Origin of the sequence: Corynebacterium sp. HMSC05D08 (assembly GCF_001807215.1) — a bacterium.
GTDB lineage: Bacteria > Actinomycetota > Actinomycetes > Mycobacteriales > Mycobacteriaceae > Corynebacterium > Corynebacterium striatum.
In genome coordinates this window covers 114,857-133,879 of record NZ_KV788292.1, presented here as the reverse complement: position 1 = coordinate 133,879, position 19,023 = coordinate 114,857, and the positions used below count along the sequence as shown (strand labels likewise).

The window sequence follows — 19,023 nt, the reverse complement described above, 5'->3', positions numbered from 1 at the left end:
AAGTCCTCAGGTTACCCGCTGCTACAGGACGTCGTCGAAGAAGCCCGCGTTAGGCGGCGTACTTGGCGCCGAGTTAGGCGCTGCGGAAGGTGCGGTTGGCGGCGCGCCATGAGTGCGGGGTGCCAGGTGCGAGGAAGAAACAGGTTGTGCGGCTTCAACCGGCGTAGGCAGCCCGATACCCGTGGTGTCGTCATCCAACGCCGAAGCAGACTCGTCGTCCACATCCAACCAATCCGGACGGTTGCGGTTGCGCCGTTTGTCATTGATGCGGCAGAACTGGAACGCGGATTCGATGAGGACCTCGAGCGCTACGCCCAAGACGATCATCGAGAAGACTTCCTGGCCCGGAGTAACCACCGCCGCGAAGATGAGGATGACCACAAAGATGATGCGGCGCTTGTTCCTGATCACTCGGTATTCCAAGATGCCGATGATGTTGAGCATGACTACCAGCAGCGGGATCTCAAAGCTCACGCCGAAGATGAGGAGCATCGCGAGAAGGTAGTAATAGTAGCGCTCACCAGTCAGAGCGGCCGTTTGGAACTCCTCGCCCATGCTCATGAGGAACTCAAGGCCGACGGAGAGAATGTAGTAGGCCAGTACGGCGCCGCCAACGAAGAGAATGACGGCGGTGGTAACGAAGATGAAGGTGTACTTCTTCTCATTCTTGTGCAGGCCAGGCACGATGAACGCCCAGATTTGGTACAGCCAAACCGGTGAGGCCAGCACAGTGCCAGCGAGTGTGCCCACTTTCAAGCGCAAAGTCAGCATTTCAAACGGGCTGGTGGCCAAGAGGCGGCACTCCCCGTCAGCGCTGAAGGAGGCGCGGCGCTCAGCAGGAAGTTCACAATATGGGCCACGCAGGATCTCGCCTAGCGGGCGCAGCCCCAAGGGAGCTTGTTCGTACCAGATGAATCCGATGACGGCGCCGATGGCGAGCACGACGAGTGAAATGACGATGCGCTTGCGCAACTCCTGAAGGTGCTCAACCAGCGTCATCTCGCCCATGGGATTGGACTTACGCTTGCCGAACCTCTTGAGCAGGGGTCGCTTACGCGCTGGCCTTTGTTGGCCAGCAACACTTCCCTGTGCAGACATTGACATCGACCTTCCGTGAAAAGAAAAATCTGGAACGAATAAAGCGCCTCCGACACGGCTATTGCGTGTCAGAAGCGCTCACCACATCTATGAGTTTGGGTTGCCTTCAGAACGCGGCTGGGTCTGGCGAGGCTGCATTTCCGGGCTGTTCCAGAACTCTTCATCAGTCTGATTCGCAGGCTTTGCGAGCTGGCCTTGCTGTTCATTCTCAGCCTTCATTTCGTTGACCTCAGACTTGAAAATGCGCATCGAACGGCCCATAGAGCGAGCCAGCTCAGGCAGCTTCTTGGCGCCGAAAAGCAGGACGACGACGAGAAGGATAATAAGTAATTCCCTAGGACCGATTGGCATGGGTGCCTCTTTCTGTTCGACAGGCTCATGTGGAGCTGGTCTATTGAGTTAACTTTCGGCTATTGAGTATAACGCTTAAGGGCCGCGATTCGCCGATCTGCAATTGCTTGAACAAGCGTTTCAGGGCCCACAACTCGCACTCTATCTGCTTGGCTGAGTGCGAAACGAATAAACCAGTCCTCACCACCAATTGGCATCGTTGCAGCTACACGACCATTTTCTAGGGTCTTACCCAAAGTCATATCGTGCTGCTCAGCAAGCCAAGTGAATTCTGGTTGAATCTCTAGTTGCGCAGTCTTGGCGTGTCGCATTTCGAAAGGCTGGGCAGGGTCAAAGTCGAGCTGACGAACGCGCGGATTAACCTTTTCTTCCAGCACTTTTACTTGACGCATGCGGTCAAGGCGGAAGGTGCGGTGTGCGCCTACAGACTCGTCCCAGGCAACGAGGTAGGGCTCCGATTCGAAGATGAAAATACGCGCCGGATCGACGGTACGTTCCTTTTCTTGGTTGCTTGATGCGGACCAGTACTTGAAGCGCACGCGTTGACGCTTGTCGACGGCGCCCGCAAGCGCGGCCTGCACCTCGGACTCAGTGGGGTCGATGTGCGCCAGCGAGTCGTAGATGGCTGCGGTCTTTTTGTCCATGATGTCGCGCAGCTTTGCAGCGGCGGACCGCACAGCGGCAGTGTCGATTAGACCCGGCATGGCTTCCAAGGACTCGAGGGTCAGCAGCAACGCGCCCGCCTCCGTAGGCGTGAGACGCAGTGCCTGGGTCAAGCCCTGATCGTTGTAGATCTGGATACCGTCGCGGTAATCAAAGGAAAGATCGATGAGGTCCTCTGTATTACGCCCAACGCCTGAACAAAAGAGGCGATCCACCGCGTCCTTGAGCTCCGCTGGTGTCATCCCCAGGTCCGTGGCGGCCTCCATTGGGCTTTGCCCAGGGTGGTTGCGGAAATAGGGAATCAGATTAAGTGAGCGCACCAGCGCTTGGAGCTTTTGGGAACCATCAGCCATGTCTACTTCTCCCCTTCCTGCGGGCGTTCTGCGGTAAGCAGCTCGATGATGGCGGCGCGAACCGCGGCGGGCTCGAGGACCTCAACGCCTGGTGCATAGCTAGCAGCAGTGCGAACAAGCCAGTCCTTTTCCACTCCATTCATGGCATAGAGCCCATCTTCCCGCTGGGTGCCAGCAGCAGCGAGCTCGAGCGCGCTGCCCTGCGGGATTGAAACGAGCGCGTCCACGGTCTCGCCGCGTTGGAGAGCCTCAACAACGAGGTCTTGCAGCGGGCCAGGCACAGTAAGGTGCGTGGCGTCCTGGCGCGACCTTTTGACGTTATCGATGCGCGTTGCACGGAACACGCGGGGCGCCTCACGGTCAACGTCCCAGCCAACCAAGTACACGCGGCTGTTGTGGTTGACTAGTCCCCACGGGTCCATCGTGCGCCGCACTGCCGGCGAGGAGGGCGTGGCGTAGTAATCAAAAGTAATGCGGAGATGCGCGCGCACCGCCGTGATGACTGCGGTGGTCAGCTCCGGGCTGATGCGGGTGATGTCGTTGACCGCAACGTAGACGGGTGCGCCGCTCAGGTCGCGGGATGCACCAGAGGCTGCGATCTTCGTCCACGCCGACAGCGTGAAGTCACTCAAGCCGCCTGGCTTGCCAATTCCGCCAGCCACGCCCAAGACCATGGCCTCCTCAGGAGTGAAGTCAACGGGCGGCAGCTGGTACTCGTCCTGGTTGAGGCGGTACATCGATCCATTCTCGCCACTGGAGTGGACCACTGGGACACCCGCGCGTTGCAGCGTGACGACGTCGCGCGAGAGCTGCTTCAAGAAGGCCTCATCGCTGCGATTCTGATAACCCTCGACATTCTTGCGGATCCAAGCCGCGCTGCGGTCCGGGCTGCCGCCACCATGTGCCGCGCCTTGCAAGGCAAAGGAAAGGTTGGTCAGCCGCTCGACGGCCTCGTCGCGCTTTGCCGGATTCCCTTCAGCCATGCGGGCATGCTCCTTCACATCGGTTATATGCAAACAGGTTTATTTAAGAATACAGCGCGCATACCTGCACCGCGCCAACCATACGCACGGGATCTAGGCAGGCACGGGAACTAGGCGTTATGCTCCATGTAGTCTAACAACGCTTGCAGGCGGGGATCCTCTGAAACGAACGGGTCAGAAAACTCCTCCGTCATGGGCTCAGGGCGGTTGACCTTCAAGCGTGTCCAGTCCACAGTGACATTAGATCCCAGCCTGCGCGCCTCCGCCAGGAACTGCCCGCGCAACTTGGCGCGCGTGGTCTGCGGCGGGGTGTTGATGCACTTAGCAATTGCTTCGTCAGTGGTCCAACGCTCCACCATTCCGCGGCTTTCCAAGATGCTGAACAAACCGCGGTCCGGCCGGATGTCGTGATAGGTCAGGTCAATCTGTGCCAGCTTCGGGTGGCCCCACTCCCCGCCCAGGCGGTCGCGGTAACGGTCTAGCAGTCCGCGCTTAATAACCCAATCGATCTCGCGGTCAACGCCCGAGAAGTCCTGGGTCTCAATGGCATGCAATGTGCGCTCCCACAAGTCGACCACGCGCGCCATCTCAGCCGACGGGGTGCCTGCGTCTTCGCGCTCGTTAAGCCAGCGGCGGGCGGCGTCGCATAGCGCCTGCTGCACCTCCAACGCAGTGATCGTGGAACCATCAGCCAATGGCAGCGGCGTTCGCCCCGTCGTATCCCTGGCAATCTCGCGAATGTGGTGAATCGGATCAACAACCTCGAAGCGCGGAACGTCGAATCCGGCCTCGAGCATCTCCAGCATCAACAACGCAGAGCCGACCTTGAGCGCCAACGTCGGCTCGGACATGTTGGAATCGCCCACGATGACGTGCATGCGGCGAAAGCGCTTTGAGTCACCGTGCGGCTCGTCGCGGGTGTTGATGATGGGGCGCGAACGAGTGGTCGCGGAAGAAACGCCTTCCCACACCTGGTCGGCGCGCTGCGAAAGCAGGAAGTGCGCTGATTCCTCGCCTCGCGCGGGCTGAACCTTTCCCGCACCGCAGATCAGCTGGCGGGTAATCATGAATGGAAGCAGGGCTACGCCCAAATCCTTGAGCACCACGTGCCGGCTGATGAGGTAGTTCTCGTGGCAACCATAGGAATTGCCGACCGAGTCAACGTTGTTCTTGAACAGGTACACCGCGCGGGGCTGTTGTTCCGCCGCGAGAGCTTCCTCAGCGCGGCGTGCTAAGTCATCAACCACGCGGTCGCCAGCGCGCTCATAGTTGATGAGCTGGGTGAGGCTATCGCACTCCGCGGTGGCCACCTCCGGGTGGGAACCTACATCGAGGTACAAGCGTGAGGCGTTGGGATGAAAGATATTCGAGGAGGAGTACTCGTCCACCACGGGACGGAAAAGGATGCGGGCGATCTCGTCCGGAGTCATTCTCCGTTGATCGCCGCTGGCACTCGAGGTGATTCCGTATTCGGTCTCAATTCCCATAATGCGGCGGGCATAGACCGGACCTGTGGCGAGTTCCCCCACGATTATTCGCCGCCCTTTTGTACGTAAGCGCGCACGAATTCCTCGGCGTTGTTCTCCAGCAGTCCGTCGATCTCGTCAAGGAGATCCTCGGTGCCGGCGCTGTTGATGCTAACCTGGCCTGCGGCCAAGTCCTCAGATGCGTCGCCGTCGTTTCCGCCGTTGCCAGCGTTGACCTGGGATTGGTTTCCACTCATAGCTCTACTTTTCCTTTCTTAACCATGTTTAGAGTACTCGACGTTTACGCCCATGTGGCCGAGCTTGGCCAATAGCTCCTGGGAGTCTGCGGAGTCCGCAATGAGCTTCTCGACGTCGTCAGCGCCAAGCCCGCGCGTATCGTCCAGCGCTACGGTTGCCGTGCCCGTCGGGGTGCGGAAAGACAGTGTCTGCCAGCTGGCCGCCAGCAGATCCTCGCTGTACTTCTGCGTGATGCTGCCGCGGAAGAAGGCGCGGGTGTCGCGAGGCGGATTATCCGCAGCGCGGGCGATGTCCTCATCGCTAACGAGCGTGCGCATGCGACCCTTGCGCACGAGCGCGTGGTATAGCGACTTCGCTGGGTCGATGTCAGTGTACTGAAGATCGATGAGCGCGAGCTTCGGGTTCGCAGGATCCACGCCGCGGTCCATATAGCCCTTGATGAGCTGGTACTTGGCCACCCAGTCCAAGAGATGCGCTGCCGACATTGGGGCGGCAGACAGCAGGCCTGTCACCTCGTCCCAGGCTTCGAGCACGCGCTTGTCGACGTCCGTCACCGCAGCGACGCGCTCGCGGTAGACCGCGAGAATCTCGAGTGCTGTGAGTTCGCGGCCGTCTTTGAGCTGCAGCTTGTGGGTCAAGGTGAGGTCGTGGCTGACCTTAGATACCTCGGCCACGGCGTCGCGCAGCTGCAGATCGCTAAAGTCAACGCCGGCTTCGATGGCATCGAGGACCAAGGAGGTCATGCCCAGCTTCAAGAAGTTTGAGGTCTGCGACATGTTCGCGTCGCCGATGATGACGTGCAGGCGCCCGAAGTCCTCTGCCACGGCATGCGGCTCGTCACGAGTGTTGATGATGCCGCGGTTGAGCGTGGTCTCTAGCGAGATCTCCTGCTCGATGTAGTCGGCACGTTGGGAAATTTGGAAGCCGGCCTCCTCGCCGTCTTGTCCCCTGCCCACGCGTCCTGCACCAATGACTACCTGGCGGGCGACAAAGAAGGGAATGAGTCCCGCAGCGATGTCGCCAAAGTCGGTGCTGCGGCGATACTGGTAGTTCTCGTGGGAACCATAGGACGCGCCCTTGCCGTCCACGTTGTTCTTGTAGAACTTCAGCGGCGGGCACGGATCATGGTTGACGAGCACCGAAGTGCCCTGCTCTGTGAGTTCCGCGACGGACGCGGCGGCGCGGCGCAGGATGAGGTCACCGGCAGCGTCGTAAAGCATGGCGTCCCAAGCATTGGTGCACTCTGGCGAGGAATACTCGGGGTGCGCGTGATCGACGTAGAAGCGCGCGCCGTTGGCGGTGACCACGTTGGCAACACCAATGGCGTTGGGGTCCACGATGGGTACCGTCTGGTAGCGCTTGAGGTCGAAGCCCCGGGAATCTCGCAGCGGGTGTTCCTCCCGGAAATCCCAGCGCGAGCGGGCCCCTGTATGCAGCGCTGCATAAGCGACGACCGCGTGAGTCGAGGTGACAATAGGTGACATCTCCGGGTTAGTTGGCGTGGAGATGCCGTATTCAGTTTCAGTTCCTAAGACGCGTGCCATGAGGTGCTCCTAAAACCCATCAACTCAACGCGGGTGCCCTCGGCGCCAGCCTCGGTTCCCGCGACAATCTTTGTCCACTCCTCCGGGCTTGCGGAGGTTGGGACATACTCGGACTCCGCTTGCTCCGCGGCGATCGCTTGGCGCAAGTGATTCTCGGTGATGCCTTGGGCTGCGCGGGCATCCCCGGCCAGAGCCTCCTTGATGGCCAGCTTCTTCGCGCGGGCGATGATGTTTGCGATCATCGCGCCGGACACGAAGTCGCGGTAGTAGAGAATGCGCGGCTCATCGTTCAAGTAGTGCAAGCGCACGAATGGGCGCTCCGAATACAGATCCTCTACCGCGGCGTCGATAAGAGCATCGACATCGCCCTGGTGCGGGACCTTTTCCCCCAAGTGGCGGGAGAAGATATCGCGTGCGCCCTGCTTGTTGGGGCGGTTCACACGAATCTTGATGTCGAGGCGGCCCGGGCGCATAATCGCGGGGTCAATGAGTTCCTCGCGGTTGGTGGCACCGATGACGATGACGTTGCCCAGCTTCTCGACGCCGTCGAGCTCCGTCAACAGCTGTGGGACCACGGTGGTCTCCATATCGGAGGACACGCCGGAGCCACGCGTGCGGAAGATGGACTCCATCTCGTCGAAAAAGACGATGACAGGACGCGCGGCGTCGAGAGCCGCCAGCTCGCGGGCGCGCTCGAAGATGAGGCGAATGCGGCGCTCGGTCTCGCCGACATACTTGTTGAGCAGCTCTGGGCCCTTGACGTTGAGGAAGTAACTCGGGCCGGCGCTGCCCATCTTATTGGCAAGAGAATTGGCCACTGCCTTGGCGATCAGGGTCTTGCCACAGCCGGGAGGGCCGTATAGGAGCACGCCTTTGGGCGGCTCGAGGTCATACTGGCGGTAGAGATCCGGATGCAGGAAGGGTAGCTCCACGGAGTCGCGGATTTGGGAGATCTGCGCGTCGAGGCCGCCGATGTCCTCGTAGGTGACGTCAGGAACTTCCTCCAGCGAGAGCTGCGCAACCTCGGTCTTTTCGATCTTCTCTAGTGCGACGCCGGACTTGGAGTCGATGAGGATGGTGTCGCCAGCGCGTACGCCCTCGCGGAGACGGGTGGCGAGCAGAACGACCTGTTCCTCACCAGAGGAATTAGCCACGATGGCGCGAGAGTCATCGACTTTTTCCTGCACGGTGGCAAGGTTGCCGGTATCTGGATGCCCGCAGCCTTCGACGACCACGAAGCCGTCGCCAAGCCGCACCTGCTGGCCCACGCTGAGGCTGCCCGGCTCCAAGTTGGGCGAGATCTTCAGGCGCATGGGCCTGCCGTTGGTATAGACCTCGGCATCACGGCGGGAGTCGTGCTCGCGGCCTGAGTATCCGAGGAAGACGCCATAGGTCGAAGCAGGCTCGGAAAGGGCGTTGACTTCAGCGAGCATCTGCTGCAGCTTGTTGCGAGAGTCCTGCAACAAGGATGCGAGCTTGGTGTTGCGCTCGGCGAGCTGATCAATCTGCCGTTTGAGGTCGGCGGTGTGACTTGCGTCGTTCATAGCTACACACTAGCGCGTACGGCTCTCCGCAAGGTTAGGTACCCCTCATTCGTGAGGGTGCACCCTGGTGTGCTGTGTTTGGCGCGCAGGGCTTGGGCGGCGTTACTTGCGAGCGCGGCGCTGCGGGCGCGGCGGGGTTACGCCGTCGGCAAGGCGGCGCGTCCAGATGAGGAATGCGGTGTGTGCGTTCATGCGGTGTTCTGGGCGGGTAGCCAAGCCCTCGACCTTCCACTCGCGCACGAGGGACTCCCAAGCCTTAGGCTCGGTGAAGCACTGCAGCTCGCGGATGCCCTCCATGACCTTCATCAGCTGTGGGACGGTGGCCACGTAGGTCATGAACACGCCGCCAGGAATCAGGATGTCGCGCACCTTCTCGAGGTGCTCCCATGGCTCGAGCATATCGAGGATGACGCGGTCAACTGGGCCGCCCAACTCGTCGACGGTGACATCGGCCAAGTCACCCAAGCGCGGCGACCACCACTCCGGCTGATTACCGAAGTATTCCTTGACGTTGTCCACCGCGTACTCGAGATGATCGTCGCGAACCTCGTAGGAGAAGACGTGGCCCTCTGGGCCCACAGCACGCAGCAGAGTCATCGAAAGCGCGCCAGAACCCGCGCCTGCCTCCAGGACGCGGGCGCCCATGAAGATGTCGCCCTCCACCAGGATCTGAGCAGAGTCCTTGGGGTAAATGACGGCGGCGCCGCGCGGCATCGACAGCACGTGGTCCACCATGAGGTGGCGGAAGAGCAGGAAATCGCTGCCCAAAGTCGAGCGCACGACAGAGCCCTCGTCCATTCCGGCGATCTCGTCGTGGCGGATGATGCCCTTGTGCGAGTGGAATTCCCCGCCCTCTTCGAGCACCACGGTGTAGTGGCGGCGCTTAGCATCGGTCAGCTGGACGCGATCGCCATAGTGAAATGGTCCGGAGTAAGGCATCGTGGGGATTCCTATGCTTTCTGTGGAGAGGGTCTAGTTAACCTACCAAGTATGCCTCAATGGCCTCGCCCATCCATACTTGGTCGCGTTCGCCGACCATTTCGCGGGCCGAGTGCATCGAGAGCATGGGCACTCCGACGTCGACAGTGTCGATGCCGAGCCGCGTTGCGGTGATGGGGCCGATGGTGGAGCCACACGGGACGTCGTTGTTGCCCACGAAGCGTTGGAAAGGAACTCCTGCTCGCTCACACGCGCGTTCCCACAAGGAAACAGTGGTGGCGTCGGAGGCATAGCGCTGATTACCGTTGATCTTGGTGACCGGACCCTTGCCGATGATCGGATGGTGTGTCGGATCGTGCTTGCCTACATAGTTCGGGTGTACGGAGTGCGCGGCGTCGGCAGATACGCAGGAGGAGCGTGCGAACATCTGGTAGCGCTCCTCTTCGTTGGCGCCGAGTGCGCGGCCGGTACGGCCCAGCACGTCCGCCAGGATTGGACCAGCAGCACCAAAGCGGGAGGAAGAGCCCTCCTCCTCGTGGTCGAAGGCGGCCATAACGAGGACGTCGTTATGCGCAACCGCGCCCTTCTGTGCCGCGTTCTTCATGGCTACTAAGGAAGCATGGACCGAAGCCAGGTTGTCCATACGGCCAGCTGCGATGAGTGGTTCACCGACGCCGAAGACGGCACCGCGCTGCGCGTCAGCGGTGATGAGATTAAAGGCCGAGATCTCGTCTTTTTCCACACCGATCTTTTCCGCAACGACGCTCAAGACGGAGGCATCAGGAGTGCCAACGGAAAGCACTGGCTGCATGTTGTGCTGGCGGTCCGGCTTGAACTCGTCTTGACGGTAGAGGTGGATGGCCAAAGAAGGCAGACGCAGGATTGGGCCGGTGTTGACCAGGTGGTGCTCGCCATCCTTGGTGACTACCTGGCCAGCAACGGTGAGCTCGCGGTCGAACCACGTATGCAGGAGCGCGCCGCCGTAGATTTCCACTGCGACTTGCTGCCAGCCGGCGGAATCAAAGTCCGGGGTGGGTTTTAGGACCAAGCCTGGTGAGTCAGTGTGAGAGCCTACGATGCGGAAGGCCGAGTTCTTGTCCGCACCTTCGGGCACATACCAAGCCATTACTGCGCCACCGCGAACCATGACGTGTCCGCCAGGCGCCGCTGACCACTCGGCGGATTCATCTTGACGGACGAAGCCTTCCTCCTCCAATTGGCGCGCTACTTCGTGCGCTGCGTGATAGGAAGAAGGGCTTGCAGCAATAAAATCGAGGAACTCATCCGAAATACTCATACCCCCTACTTTGCCATGAATGCTCGGGCGCTAGGCTAAAAGGACCATGGCTGATGCACGCACTCCCCGACCGCTGGCGCTTTCACCGTCACGGGCCTCTGACTATAAGCAATGCCCATTGCTCTACCGCTTCCGAGCAATTGACAAACTCCCCGAACCGAAGACGCTGGCACAGGTGAAGGGAACGCTGGTTCACGCGGTTCTCGAAAACACCCACAAGCTTCCCCGTGAGCAGCGCGACTACCCCACTGCGGTGAAGATGATTAAGCCGGAGTGGGAGAAAATGGTGGCGGCGGATTCGGAGCTTAAGGAGCTGGTGCCTGACGACGCCACTCTCGACTTCTTCGTCTCTGCCCGGGACCTGGTCAAGGGTTACTTCCAGATGGAAAACCCGCAGGGCTTCGACGCCCAAGAATGCGAGATGTACGTCGATACTGTCTTGCCCAACGGCGTACCGGTCCGCGGATTTATCGACCGTGTTGATGTGGCGCCAACGGGCGAGGTGCGCGTTGTTGACTACAAGACGGGCAAGAAGCCGCTCCCCCGTTACAGCCACGATGCCCAGTTCCAGATGCGTTTTTATGCGCTGGTCTATTGGCGCATCCTCGGGACCATTCCAGCCCAGCTGCGCCTGATGTACCTCAAGGTGCTGGACTCGATGTTCCTTGCACCAACTCGGGAGGAGCTGGAGTACTTCGAGCGCGACCTTGGCGATTTGTGGGCGAAAATCGAAGGTGACGGCAAAGAGGGCGTCTTCCGGCCAAAGACCTCGAAGCTGTGCGGCTGGTGCTCCTTCCAAAAGCTGTGCCCCGAGTTCGGCGGCACCCCTCCGGAGTACCCGGGCTGGCCCGGGTCCACGGCGGACGTTTCCTAGTTAACAGCTAGCAACTCATAAACAAAGGCTGCCGAGTACACATTGTTATCTTCGAGTACTCGGCAGCCTTTTTTGATTTTCTGTCTTTAGAACAGACCAGAGATGGTTCCGTTGGTGTCAACGTCGATGTTGTTCGCGGCCGGCTTCGTAGGCAGACCCGGCATGGTCATGACGTCGCCGGTAAGGACGACGATGAATCCAGCGCCGGTACGTGGCAGAAGCTCGCGCACATGCAGGGTGTGGTCTTCCGGTGCCCCCAGCGCAGACGGGTTGTCCGAGAAGGAATACTGCGTCTTAGAGATGACGACTGGGAATTCATTCCAGCCGTTGTCCTTGATGTACTGCAGGTCCTTCTTCGCCTTGGGGCCATACTCGATGTGGGTGGCACGGTAGATTTCCTTGGCGACGGTCTCGATGGACTTCTCGACGCCCTCTGCTGGGTCGTAGAGCTGGTGGGCTGCGCCGTCCTGCAGGTTGTCGATGAGCGTCTGAGCAAGTTCCTTTGCGCCTTCGCCGCCCTTGCCCCAGACGTCTGCCTCGGCGAGAGCAACACCGAAGTCCTCAGCCCACGTGCGCATGAACTCACGCTCGGCGTCGGTATCGGTGAAGAAGGAATTCAGAGCGACAACTGGGCGTAGGCCAAACTTCCGTAGGTTCTCTACGTGGCGCTCTAGGTTTACGATGCCCTTGCGCAGCGCATCCAGGTTTTCGGTGGTGAGGTCTTCACGAGCCTGGCCGCCGTTGTACTTCTGGGAGCGGATGGTTGCTACGACCACTGCACCGGCGACGTCGAGATCGCCAAAGCGAGCCTTGATGTCCATGAACTTCTCGCCACCAAGGTCTGCACCAAAGCCAGCTTCGGTGAGGACGATGTCGCCGAACTCCATAGCAGTCTGGGTAGCCAGCAAGGTGTTGCAGCCGTGGGCAATGTTGGCGAACGGGCCGCCGTGCACGAATGCCGGGGTGCCGCCCAGGGTCTGGACCAAGTTCGGGTTCAGGGCATCGCGCATAAGCGCGGTGAGCGCGCCTTCTGCGTTGAGCTCACGTGCGGTGACGGGCTTTTGATCGTAGGTGTAGCCGACGGTGATGTCACCGAGGCGCTTCTTCAAATCCTCGAGGTCCGTAGCCAAGCCCAGGATTGCCATGATTTCGGACGCTGCGGTGATGGTGAAACCAGTTTCTGCCGGGACTCCGTGGGCGGGTCCACCGAGTCCGGTGACGACGTTGCGCAGTGCACGGTCGTTGACGTCGAGGCAGCGCTGCCAGGTCACGCGTCGAGGATCGATGCCTAGTTGGTTGCCTTGATGGATGTGGTTATCGATGATTGCCGCAAGAGTGTTGGTGGCGGCGGCAATGGCGTGGAAGTCACCGGTGAAGTGCAGGTTGATGTCTTCCATTGGGACGATCTGAGAGTAACCGCCGCCAGCGGCACCACCCTTGATGCCCATGACTGGGCCTTGAGAAGGCTCGCGCAGAGCGACGATGGCCTTGTGGCCGAGGAGGGAGAGCGCATCGGTGAGGCCGATGAGCGTGGTGGACTTGCCTTCGCCGGCAGGAGTTGGCGAAACACCCGTTACCAAGACCAGCTTGCCCTTGGGCTTAGAGTGATCCAGCTTGGTGATGTCGACTTTGGCTTTGGTGTTGCCGTAAGGGATGAGAGCTTCTGCCGGGATGCCGGCGCGGTCTGCGATATCGGTGATGGGCTCGAGGTGGTGAGCCTGGGCGATTTCAACGTCTGTCAGGTGGGTAGTCATGGCTTTATGCTACCGAGAAAAAGCCGCTTGATCCGGCCAAATTCAAAGATTTGGGGGCCAAGCGGCTGGCTTTAAACTTACCTTTTGTGGTGGGTAATTCAGGTGCCTCAAGAAGCTAGGCGATAACTGCACCCAAAAGGTAGCTCAGCAGGACAGAGGCCACGATGGAGACCGTACCCGGGATGAGGAATGGGTGGTTGAAGACGGCCTTTCCGATGCGGGTAGAACCAGTATCGTCCATCTCGACCGCTGCAAGCAGAGTTGGGTAGGTCGGGAGAATGAACAGAGCAGAAACTGCTGGGAATGCTGCCAGCGCGGTAAGTGGGCTTGCACCCAGAGCGAGAGCAGCTGGAAGCAGTGCCTTGGTGGTAGCTGCCTGGGAGTACAGGAGCGCTGCTGCGAAGAAGAGAACCACGGCGAGCATCCACGGAGCGGACTTGATGATGTCACCAGCCATTGCCTGGATGTCTTCGAGGTAGTGGTTGATTAGGGTGGTGCCGAGCCAAGCGACGCCCAGAACACACATCGAGGCAGACATGCCGGACTTGAACACTGGGGTGTTGAGAACGTCCGCGGCCGGAATCTTGGTGATCATCACGATGAGTGCAGCGGCGGTCAGCATGACCGTCATGATTGCCTCGTTACGTGGCAGGGTCGGGTCGGTGATGAGGCCGACCTGCTCAGAGGTCAGGGTTGCCCAGATCATGACGATGACGATGGCGGCGAGGAAGATACCGATGGAGGCCTTAGCGCCCTTCTGGACAGTATGGCCGGACTCCCCCTTCGGCTTCGATACGAGGCCTTGTGCAAGGCGCTCCTGGTAAACCGGATCGTCGTCGAGTTCCTTACCGGCGTGGTTGGCAAGCCAAGCAGCCGGGAAGATGCTCAGGAAGGTAGCTGGAATCAATACTGCGAGAAGCTGCAGGTAACCAATGCCTACTGGCTCGAGGAGCGAGGCCAACAGGACGACTGCTGCGGAAATCGGGGATGCACAAATTGCCATCTGTGAGGCAACGACGGCGATGGACAGCGGCCGGGAAGGACGAACCTTGCCTTCCTTTGCGACCTCGACGATAACCGGAAGAGTAGAGAACGCAGTGTGGCCGGTACCAGCCAGTACAGTCATCAACCAGGTAACGATTGGTGCGTAGTAGGTAATGCGGCGAGGGTTCTTACGCAGGAAGCGCTCTGCGACATAAACCAGGTAATCCATGCCGCCAGCGCGCTGCATCGCCGCGATGGCAGCGATAACGGTCATGATGATGCCGATGACATCGAATGGGATGTCTTCGCGGGTAACGGGGATACCGGTAAGGCCAAGGGCCAGTACGCCGAGGCCGCCGGCCATACCGATACCGATTGAGCCGATGCGGGCGCCCAAGTAAATTGCCGCAAGGACAATGAGGATATGGACTATAACCATGAGAGTCTCCACAGGTTTGAAATGAATGGCTTCCTCAGCCCAAATTCATGAGGGAGCCATGCTCTGTCCCTCCTATTGTCCCCCAAACAATGTGGCTTTTGTTAGCCAAATCGCCCGTTTGTGTTTGTTCCCACATATTTAATTCTTTATATTACGGTTGGTTAATTGAAATTCATCAAAACCCCTGGATATACAAGAAGCCCGGTTCGAACGAAGCTTTCCGCCCTCGTGTCACCCTGCCCATTTAAGGGGGTGGCACGAGTCGAAAACTAGTCCGAAACGGGCTTTTGAAACTCTTATCTCTTAAGACCGTGCAGATTCCCACACGGCCTTAAAGTGGGAATTAATCCTCGTCGACGTAGAGCTGGCCGCGGAACTCTGGGTGCATAAGGTTTTCTACGGACAGGACCTTCGACAGGGTTGCCTCGTCCATGAGACCCTTCTCCAGGACCAGCTCCTTGACGCCCTTGCCAGTCTTCAGGGACTCCTTGGCGATTTCGTCACCGTTGTGGTGGCCGATGAACGGGTTGAGGTAAGTGACGATACCGATGGAGTTCTCGACGTATGCGCGGCAGACATCTGCATTTGCGGTGATGCCAGTGACGCACTTCTCGCGGAGCGTATCAACGGCGTTGCCCATGATGCGGATGGACTGGAACAGTGCCTCGCCGATAACCGGCTCCATGACGTTGAGCTGGAGCTGGCCGGCTTCAGCGGCCATGGTGACGACGTGGTCGTTACCGAAGACCTTGAAGCAGACCTGGTTGACAACCTCTGGGATAACCGGGTTGACCTTACCCGGCATGATGGAGGAACCAGCCTGGCGAGGAGGCAGGTTGATTTCACCCAGACCAGCGCGTGGGCCAGAGGCCAGCAGGCGCAGGTCATTACAGATCTTGGCGAGCTTCATGGCGGTGCGCTTGATCACGGAGTGCAGAAGCACGTAAGCGCCACAGTCGGAGGTTGCCTCGATTAGGTCGCGAGCGGTCTTGATCTCGAGGCCGGTGACCTCGGACAGGGCGGCGGTGACCTGGTGGCGGTAGCCGGCTGGGGTGTTTACGCCGGTACCAATTGCGGTTGCGCCGAGGTTGATTTCCAGCAGACGCTTCTGAGCGTCACGCAGGACAGCTTGCTCTTCGGCCAGGTTGTGGGCGAAGGCCTTGAACTCGTCACCAAGGGTCATTGGGACTGCGTCCTGCAGCTGGGTACGGCCCATCTTCAGAATGTCCTGGAACTCGTTGCCCTTCTCGTGGAAGGATGCCTGCAGCGCGTCGATGCGCTCAATGAGGGCATCAAGCGAGAAATACAGGCCGAGGCGGAAACCGGTTGGGTATGCGTCATTGGTGGACTGCGACATGTTGACATCATCGTTCGGGTTGATGATGTCGTAAGCACCCTTTTCCTCGCCGAGGTACTCGAGAGCGAGGTTTGCCACAACCTCGTTGGTGTTCATGTTCAGTGAGGTGCCAGCGCCGCCCTGGAATACGTCCAGTGGGAACTGGTCCATGCAGCGGCCCTCATCCAGAATTTGGTCACAAGCCCAAATGATGGCTTCTGCCTTCTTCTTTGGCAGAACGTGCAGACGGCGGTTTGCCATCGCGGTGGCCTTCTTTACCATCACCATGCCGCGGATAAAGTCCGGGATGGTGTTGATGGTTACGTACGAGATTTGGAAGTTGTCGATTGCGCGAAGGGTGTGGACACCGTAGTACGCGTCATTCGGAATTTCCAGGGAGCCGAGAAGGTCGGTCTCGGTACGAGTCTTCTTCGAAGACTTCGTTGCCTTAGCAGCATCCTTTGCTTCAGAGGCGGATGGCTTTACACCTTCCTCCTTGGCGTCAATCTCTACATCCTTCTTAGTGGTCTTAGCCATTTGGCGGGACTCCTTAGTAGGTTAATGCTCGCTATTTATTCACGAACATTTTGAACGATGAAAGGGTGAGTAAACTCAACGCCCATCGTAGCCAGCCCCGCCGTATGGGTGCCCGATCTATGGGATAAATCTAATAATTACCCCTAAAAGCGGGCGATACGGAGATCGGAAGCCAAAATGGCTTCGGCGCCCAGCGCAGATAGCTTGTCCATGATGTGGTTTGCCTCCTTGCGTGGGACCATTGCGCGGACCGCTGCCCAGTTCTCGCGAGCTAGCGGAGATACGGTCGGGCCGGTGAGTCCTGGCGTAACTGCGGATGCGGCATCGAGATTATCCGTCGAAACGTTGTAGTCAATCATCAAGTAGTTACGTGCGTGCAAAATACCTTGGATGCGGCTGAGTACTACTTGCTCGGCAGGCGTGACTTCCTGTCCCTCGCGCTTAATCACCACTGCTTCAGAGGTGATAATTGGCTCGCCAAATGGCTCGAGCCCCTGCTGTCGCAAGGTGGTGCCTGTCGAGACAACGTCAGCGATCGCATCGGCGACGCCTAGGTGGATGGAGATCTCTACCGCGCCGTCGAGGCGAATCACCTCGGCCTCAATGCCGCGAGTCTTTAAGTCGTCACGAACCAAGTTCGGGTACGAGGTAGCAATGCGCTTTCCAGCGAGCTTCTCAACCGTCCAGTTTTCGCCTTGGCGGGAGGCATAGCGGAAGGTCGAAGTGCCAAAGCCCAGGCCGAGGACCTCGTTGAACTTGGCCTTGGAGTCTCGGGCAAGGTCGCGGCCAGTGATGCCAAGGTCTAATACACCTTGTGCGACGTAAATAGCGATGTCTTTGGGGCGGAGGAAGAAAAACTCAACGTCGTTCGCCTCGTCGACGATGTTAAGGGCTTTGTTATGGCCGCGGCCTTTGTAGCCTGCTTCGGCCAAAATCTCTATTGCTGCCTCTGACAGTGAACCCTTATTAGGGACGGCAATCTTGATCATGATGGAACCTTCGCAATAAGCCACATCGCTCTTGCTGCGTTAGCAATCAGAGGGCGGTGGGAGTCTTAAGTGAATGGGATGACGTTACGGGAAACGCGTTTACAGATATTTGTAAATGTCTTCTGGCTGCAGGCCGCGCTTGAGCATCATGACCTGAGTCCAGTAGATGAGCTGGGACATTTCTTCAGCGAGTTCTTCGTCCGACTGATATTCGGAAGCAATCCAGACTTCGCCAGCTTCCTCGATGATCTTCTTGCCAAGATGATGGACGCCCTTGTCGAATGCTTCTACGGTGCCGGAACCCTCTTGGTGGGTGGCAACCTTCTCGGACAGTTCAACAAAAAGCGACTCAAAATTCTTCACGGTTTCCTATTCTTCCACAGATACGCATACAATGTCATAATTGGTGTTTAAAATATCTCTTCTGGAGCTACCACTACCCTATTTGTGAGGGCTTGACCTACCTGCATCAACGGCGTACTTATGAGGCGTCTAGCTTCGAATCTGCGCAAACCACGCGTAAATGTCAGCGGCGCCCGCGCCGTGCAAGTGGCGAGAATTATGCAGGGAGGATATTTCCACAACCTCTTCTGGGACCTCCACGCGATTGTCTTCCGGGAGACCAATGACCGTGCACCCCGCGTCAACGGCGGCGCGCATACCTGCGGCTGAATCCTCGAAGACCAAACAGTCACGCGGGTCCAAATCCAATCGACGGGCCGCTTCGACATACATGTCCGGGGCTGGTTTGCCTGTGGGTACTTCGTCGCCACAGATCGTGTCCACAAAGAAGTGCTCGCCCAACTCAGCGATAGCGGAGCCAGCCACATAGCGTTCCGTATTGGTGGTGACCATCATCGGGATCCCGTCGGCGTGGAGCTCGCGCAACAGCTCCGGCACACCAGGGAAGATTTCGAGATTGCCGTGGAAGAGGCCTTTTACATAGTCGAACATCGCCATGCGGTAACGCTCGACTTCATTTGGGGCAACCTCTACCCCAGCCAAGCCTGCGCAGATATCTAGCGTCGTCTCAAAAGTGACACCGACTGTGGCCAAGCGCTCCTCGTGCGTCATTTCGTGGCCCAAAAGGCTCGACAGATAAAGCGTCGCCTCCGCCCACAATGGCTCCGAATTGGTCAGCGTTCCGTCCATGTCCCAAAAGATGGCAGCGGGACGGATAGTGTGGTTAGGAGGGGTCATAAAGAGTGAATGTGTCTTAGAAATCTAGCTCTGGAAGTTGAGAAAGGGCATCGTCGTCAGCGCCCGTGGCGGCGGATGCGTTGTAGATCAGTTCAGTGAGCTCTTCCTTTTCCTCCGGCTCTAAGATGGCGTCAGCATTCTTACGGTTGAAGGCGCCGAGTTCCTCGACGGAGCGGTTGATCACAGCCGTCAAAGTCGGGCCATCAGGATCGTCCGGCAATGCATCGAGGTCGTCGAAAAGCTTCTCCACAATGGTGCGCAGCTCCGGCAACGCTGCTGCATCGAAAGGCGCTTCCCAGAATTCCTTCTCATCTTCTTTGAGGTAGCTGCCGGTGGCAAAAGACTCTAGGTTGCTGATGAACTCATCAATGTTGGGCTGAAAATCTACGCGAATGCTCATGCAGTGAATTCTGC

At 58.9% G+C, this 19,023-nt stretch carries 18 protein-coding genes; 1 reads left to right on the top strand and 17 read right to left on the bottom strand.

The features are described from left to right. Positions 1-21 precede the first annotated feature (21 nt). The 10 genes from tatC to HMPREF3148_RS01370 all read right to left on the bottom strand — a co-directional run bounded on the left by tatC (position 22) and on the right by HMPREF3148_RS01370 (position 10,496). Positions 22-1,098, bottom strand: coding sequence for a twin-arginine translocase subunit TatC (gene tatC / locus HMPREF3148_RS01415; protein ID WP_005531498.1), 1,077 nt, complete (start codon positions 1,096-1,098; stop codon positions 22-24). Positions 1,099-1,185: 87 nt separating this feature from the next. Then, positions 1,186-1,449 (bottom strand): Sec-independent protein translocase subunit TatA, encoded by a 264-nt coding sequence (gene tatA / locus HMPREF3148_RS01410; protein ID WP_005531500.1) that lies wholly within the window; start codon positions 1,447-1,449, stop codon positions 1,186-1,188. A gap of 59 nt (positions 1,450-1,508) precedes the next feature. After that, positions 1,509-2,465 (bottom strand): helix-turn-helix transcriptional regulator, encoded by a 957-nt coding sequence (locus HMPREF3148_RS01405; RefSeq protein ID WP_049151696.1) that lies wholly within the window; start codon positions 2,463-2,465, stop codon positions 1,509-1,511. A 2-nt stretch (positions 2,466-2,467) separates the two neighbouring features. Continuing rightward, the gene (locus tag HMPREF3148_RS01400) at positions 2,468-3,448 is read right to left on the bottom strand and encodes a helix-turn-helix transcriptional regulator (protein ID WP_070508581.1); all 981 of its coding nucleotides are present in this window, start codon (positions 3,446-3,448) and stop codon (positions 2,468-2,470) included. Positions 3,449-3,558: 110 nt separating this feature from the next. Beyond that, the gene (pafA, locus tag HMPREF3148_RS01395; RefSeq protein ID WP_050765453.1) at positions 3,559-4,935 is read right to left on the bottom strand and encodes a Pup--protein ligase; all 1,377 of its coding nucleotides are present in this window, start codon (positions 4,933-4,935) and stop codon (positions 3,559-3,561) included. A gap of 44 nt (positions 4,936-4,979) precedes the next feature. After that, the gene (locus tag HMPREF3148_RS01390) at positions 4,980-5,171 is read right to left on the bottom strand and encodes a ubiquitin-like protein Pup (protein ID WP_005531508.1); all 192 of its coding nucleotides are present in this window, start codon (positions 5,169-5,171) and stop codon (positions 4,980-4,982) included. An 18-nt stretch (positions 5,172-5,189) separates the two neighbouring features. Then, positions 5,190-6,716 (bottom strand): depupylase/deamidase Dop, encoded by a 1,527-nt coding sequence (gene dop, locus HMPREF3148_RS01385; RefSeq protein ID WP_070508580.1) that lies wholly within the window; start codon positions 6,714-6,716, stop codon positions 5,190-5,192. Then, positions 6,701-8,260 carry a proteasome ATPase gene (gene arc / locus HMPREF3148_RS01380; protein ID WP_070508579.1) on the bottom strand — a complete coding sequence of 520 codons (1,560 nt, stop codon included), beginning with the start codon at positions 8,258-8,260 and terminating at the stop codon, positions 6,701-6,703. The genes dop and arc overlap by 16 nt, the downstream gene beginning before the upstream one ends. A gap of 102 nt (positions 8,261-8,362) precedes the next feature. Then, a complete protein-coding gene (locus HMPREF3148_RS01375) occupies positions 8,363-9,199 on the bottom strand; it encodes a tRNA (adenine-N1)-methyltransferase (RefSeq protein WP_070508578.1) in 837 nt (278 codons plus the stop codon). 37 nt (positions 9,200-9,236) lie between these two features. Next, positions 9,237-10,496, bottom strand: coding sequence for a M18 family aminopeptidase (locus HMPREF3148_RS01370; RefSeq protein ID WP_070508577.1), 1,260 nt, complete (start codon positions 10,494-10,496; stop codon positions 9,237-9,239). Between the two features lie 46 nt (positions 10,497-10,542). Between HMPREF3148_RS01370 and HMPREF3148_RS01365 the strand changes: the two genes are divergently transcribed. Further along, a complete protein-coding gene (locus HMPREF3148_RS01365) occupies positions 10,543-11,370 on the top strand; it encodes a RecB family exonuclease (RefSeq protein WP_034657506.1) in 828 nt (275 codons plus the stop codon). Positions 11,371-11,456: 86 nt separating this feature from the next. Here HMPREF3148_RS01365 and HMPREF3148_RS01360 read toward each other — a convergent pair whose 3' ends face one another. The 7 genes from HMPREF3148_RS01360 to HMPREF3148_RS01330 form a co-directional block, all read right to left on the bottom strand. After that, complete coding sequence (locus HMPREF3148_RS01360; RefSeq protein ID WP_049063567.1) at positions 11,457-13,124, bottom strand: formate--tetrahydrofolate ligase; 1,668 nt, start codon at positions 13,122-13,124, stop codon at positions 11,457-11,459. A gap of 115 nt (positions 13,125-13,239) precedes the next feature. Next, positions 13,240-14,547: an anaerobic C4-dicarboxylate transporter gene (locus HMPREF3148_RS01355; RefSeq protein WP_005531521.1), complete on the bottom strand. Its 1,308-nt coding sequence runs from the start codon at positions 14,545-14,547 to the stop codon at positions 13,240-13,242. Between the two features lie 343 nt (positions 14,548-14,890). Beyond that, complete coding sequence (aspA, locus tag HMPREF3148_RS01350; protein WP_049063566.1) at positions 14,891-16,420, bottom strand: aspartate ammonia-lyase; 1,530 nt, start codon at positions 16,418-16,420, stop codon at positions 14,891-14,893. Positions 16,421-16,563: 143 nt separating this feature from the next. Continuing rightward, on the bottom strand, positions 16,564-17,409 hold the full coding sequence (gene hisG / locus HMPREF3148_RS01345; protein WP_049063613.1) for an ATP phosphoribosyltransferase: 846 nt from the start codon (positions 17,407-17,409) through the stop codon (positions 16,564-16,566). A gap of 99 nt (positions 17,410-17,508) precedes the next feature. After that, positions 17,509-17,772 carry a phosphoribosyl-ATP diphosphatase gene (locus HMPREF3148_RS01340; RefSeq protein ID WP_005531527.1) on the bottom strand — a complete coding sequence of 88 codons (264 nt, stop codon included), beginning with the start codon at positions 17,770-17,772 and terminating at the stop codon, positions 17,509-17,511. Positions 17,773-17,901: 129 nt separating this feature from the next. Beyond that, positions 17,902-18,609: an HAD family hydrolase gene (locus HMPREF3148_RS01335; protein WP_049063564.1), complete on the bottom strand. Its 708-nt coding sequence runs from the start codon at positions 18,607-18,609 to the stop codon at positions 17,902-17,904. 16 nt (positions 18,610-18,625) lie between these two features. Continuing rightward, positions 18,626-19,009, bottom strand: a complete 384-nt coding sequence (locus HMPREF3148_RS01330) for a hypothetical protein (RefSeq protein ID WP_005531532.1) — start codon at positions 19,007-19,009, stop codon at positions 18,626-18,628. Positions 19,010-19,023 lie beyond the last annotated feature (14 nt).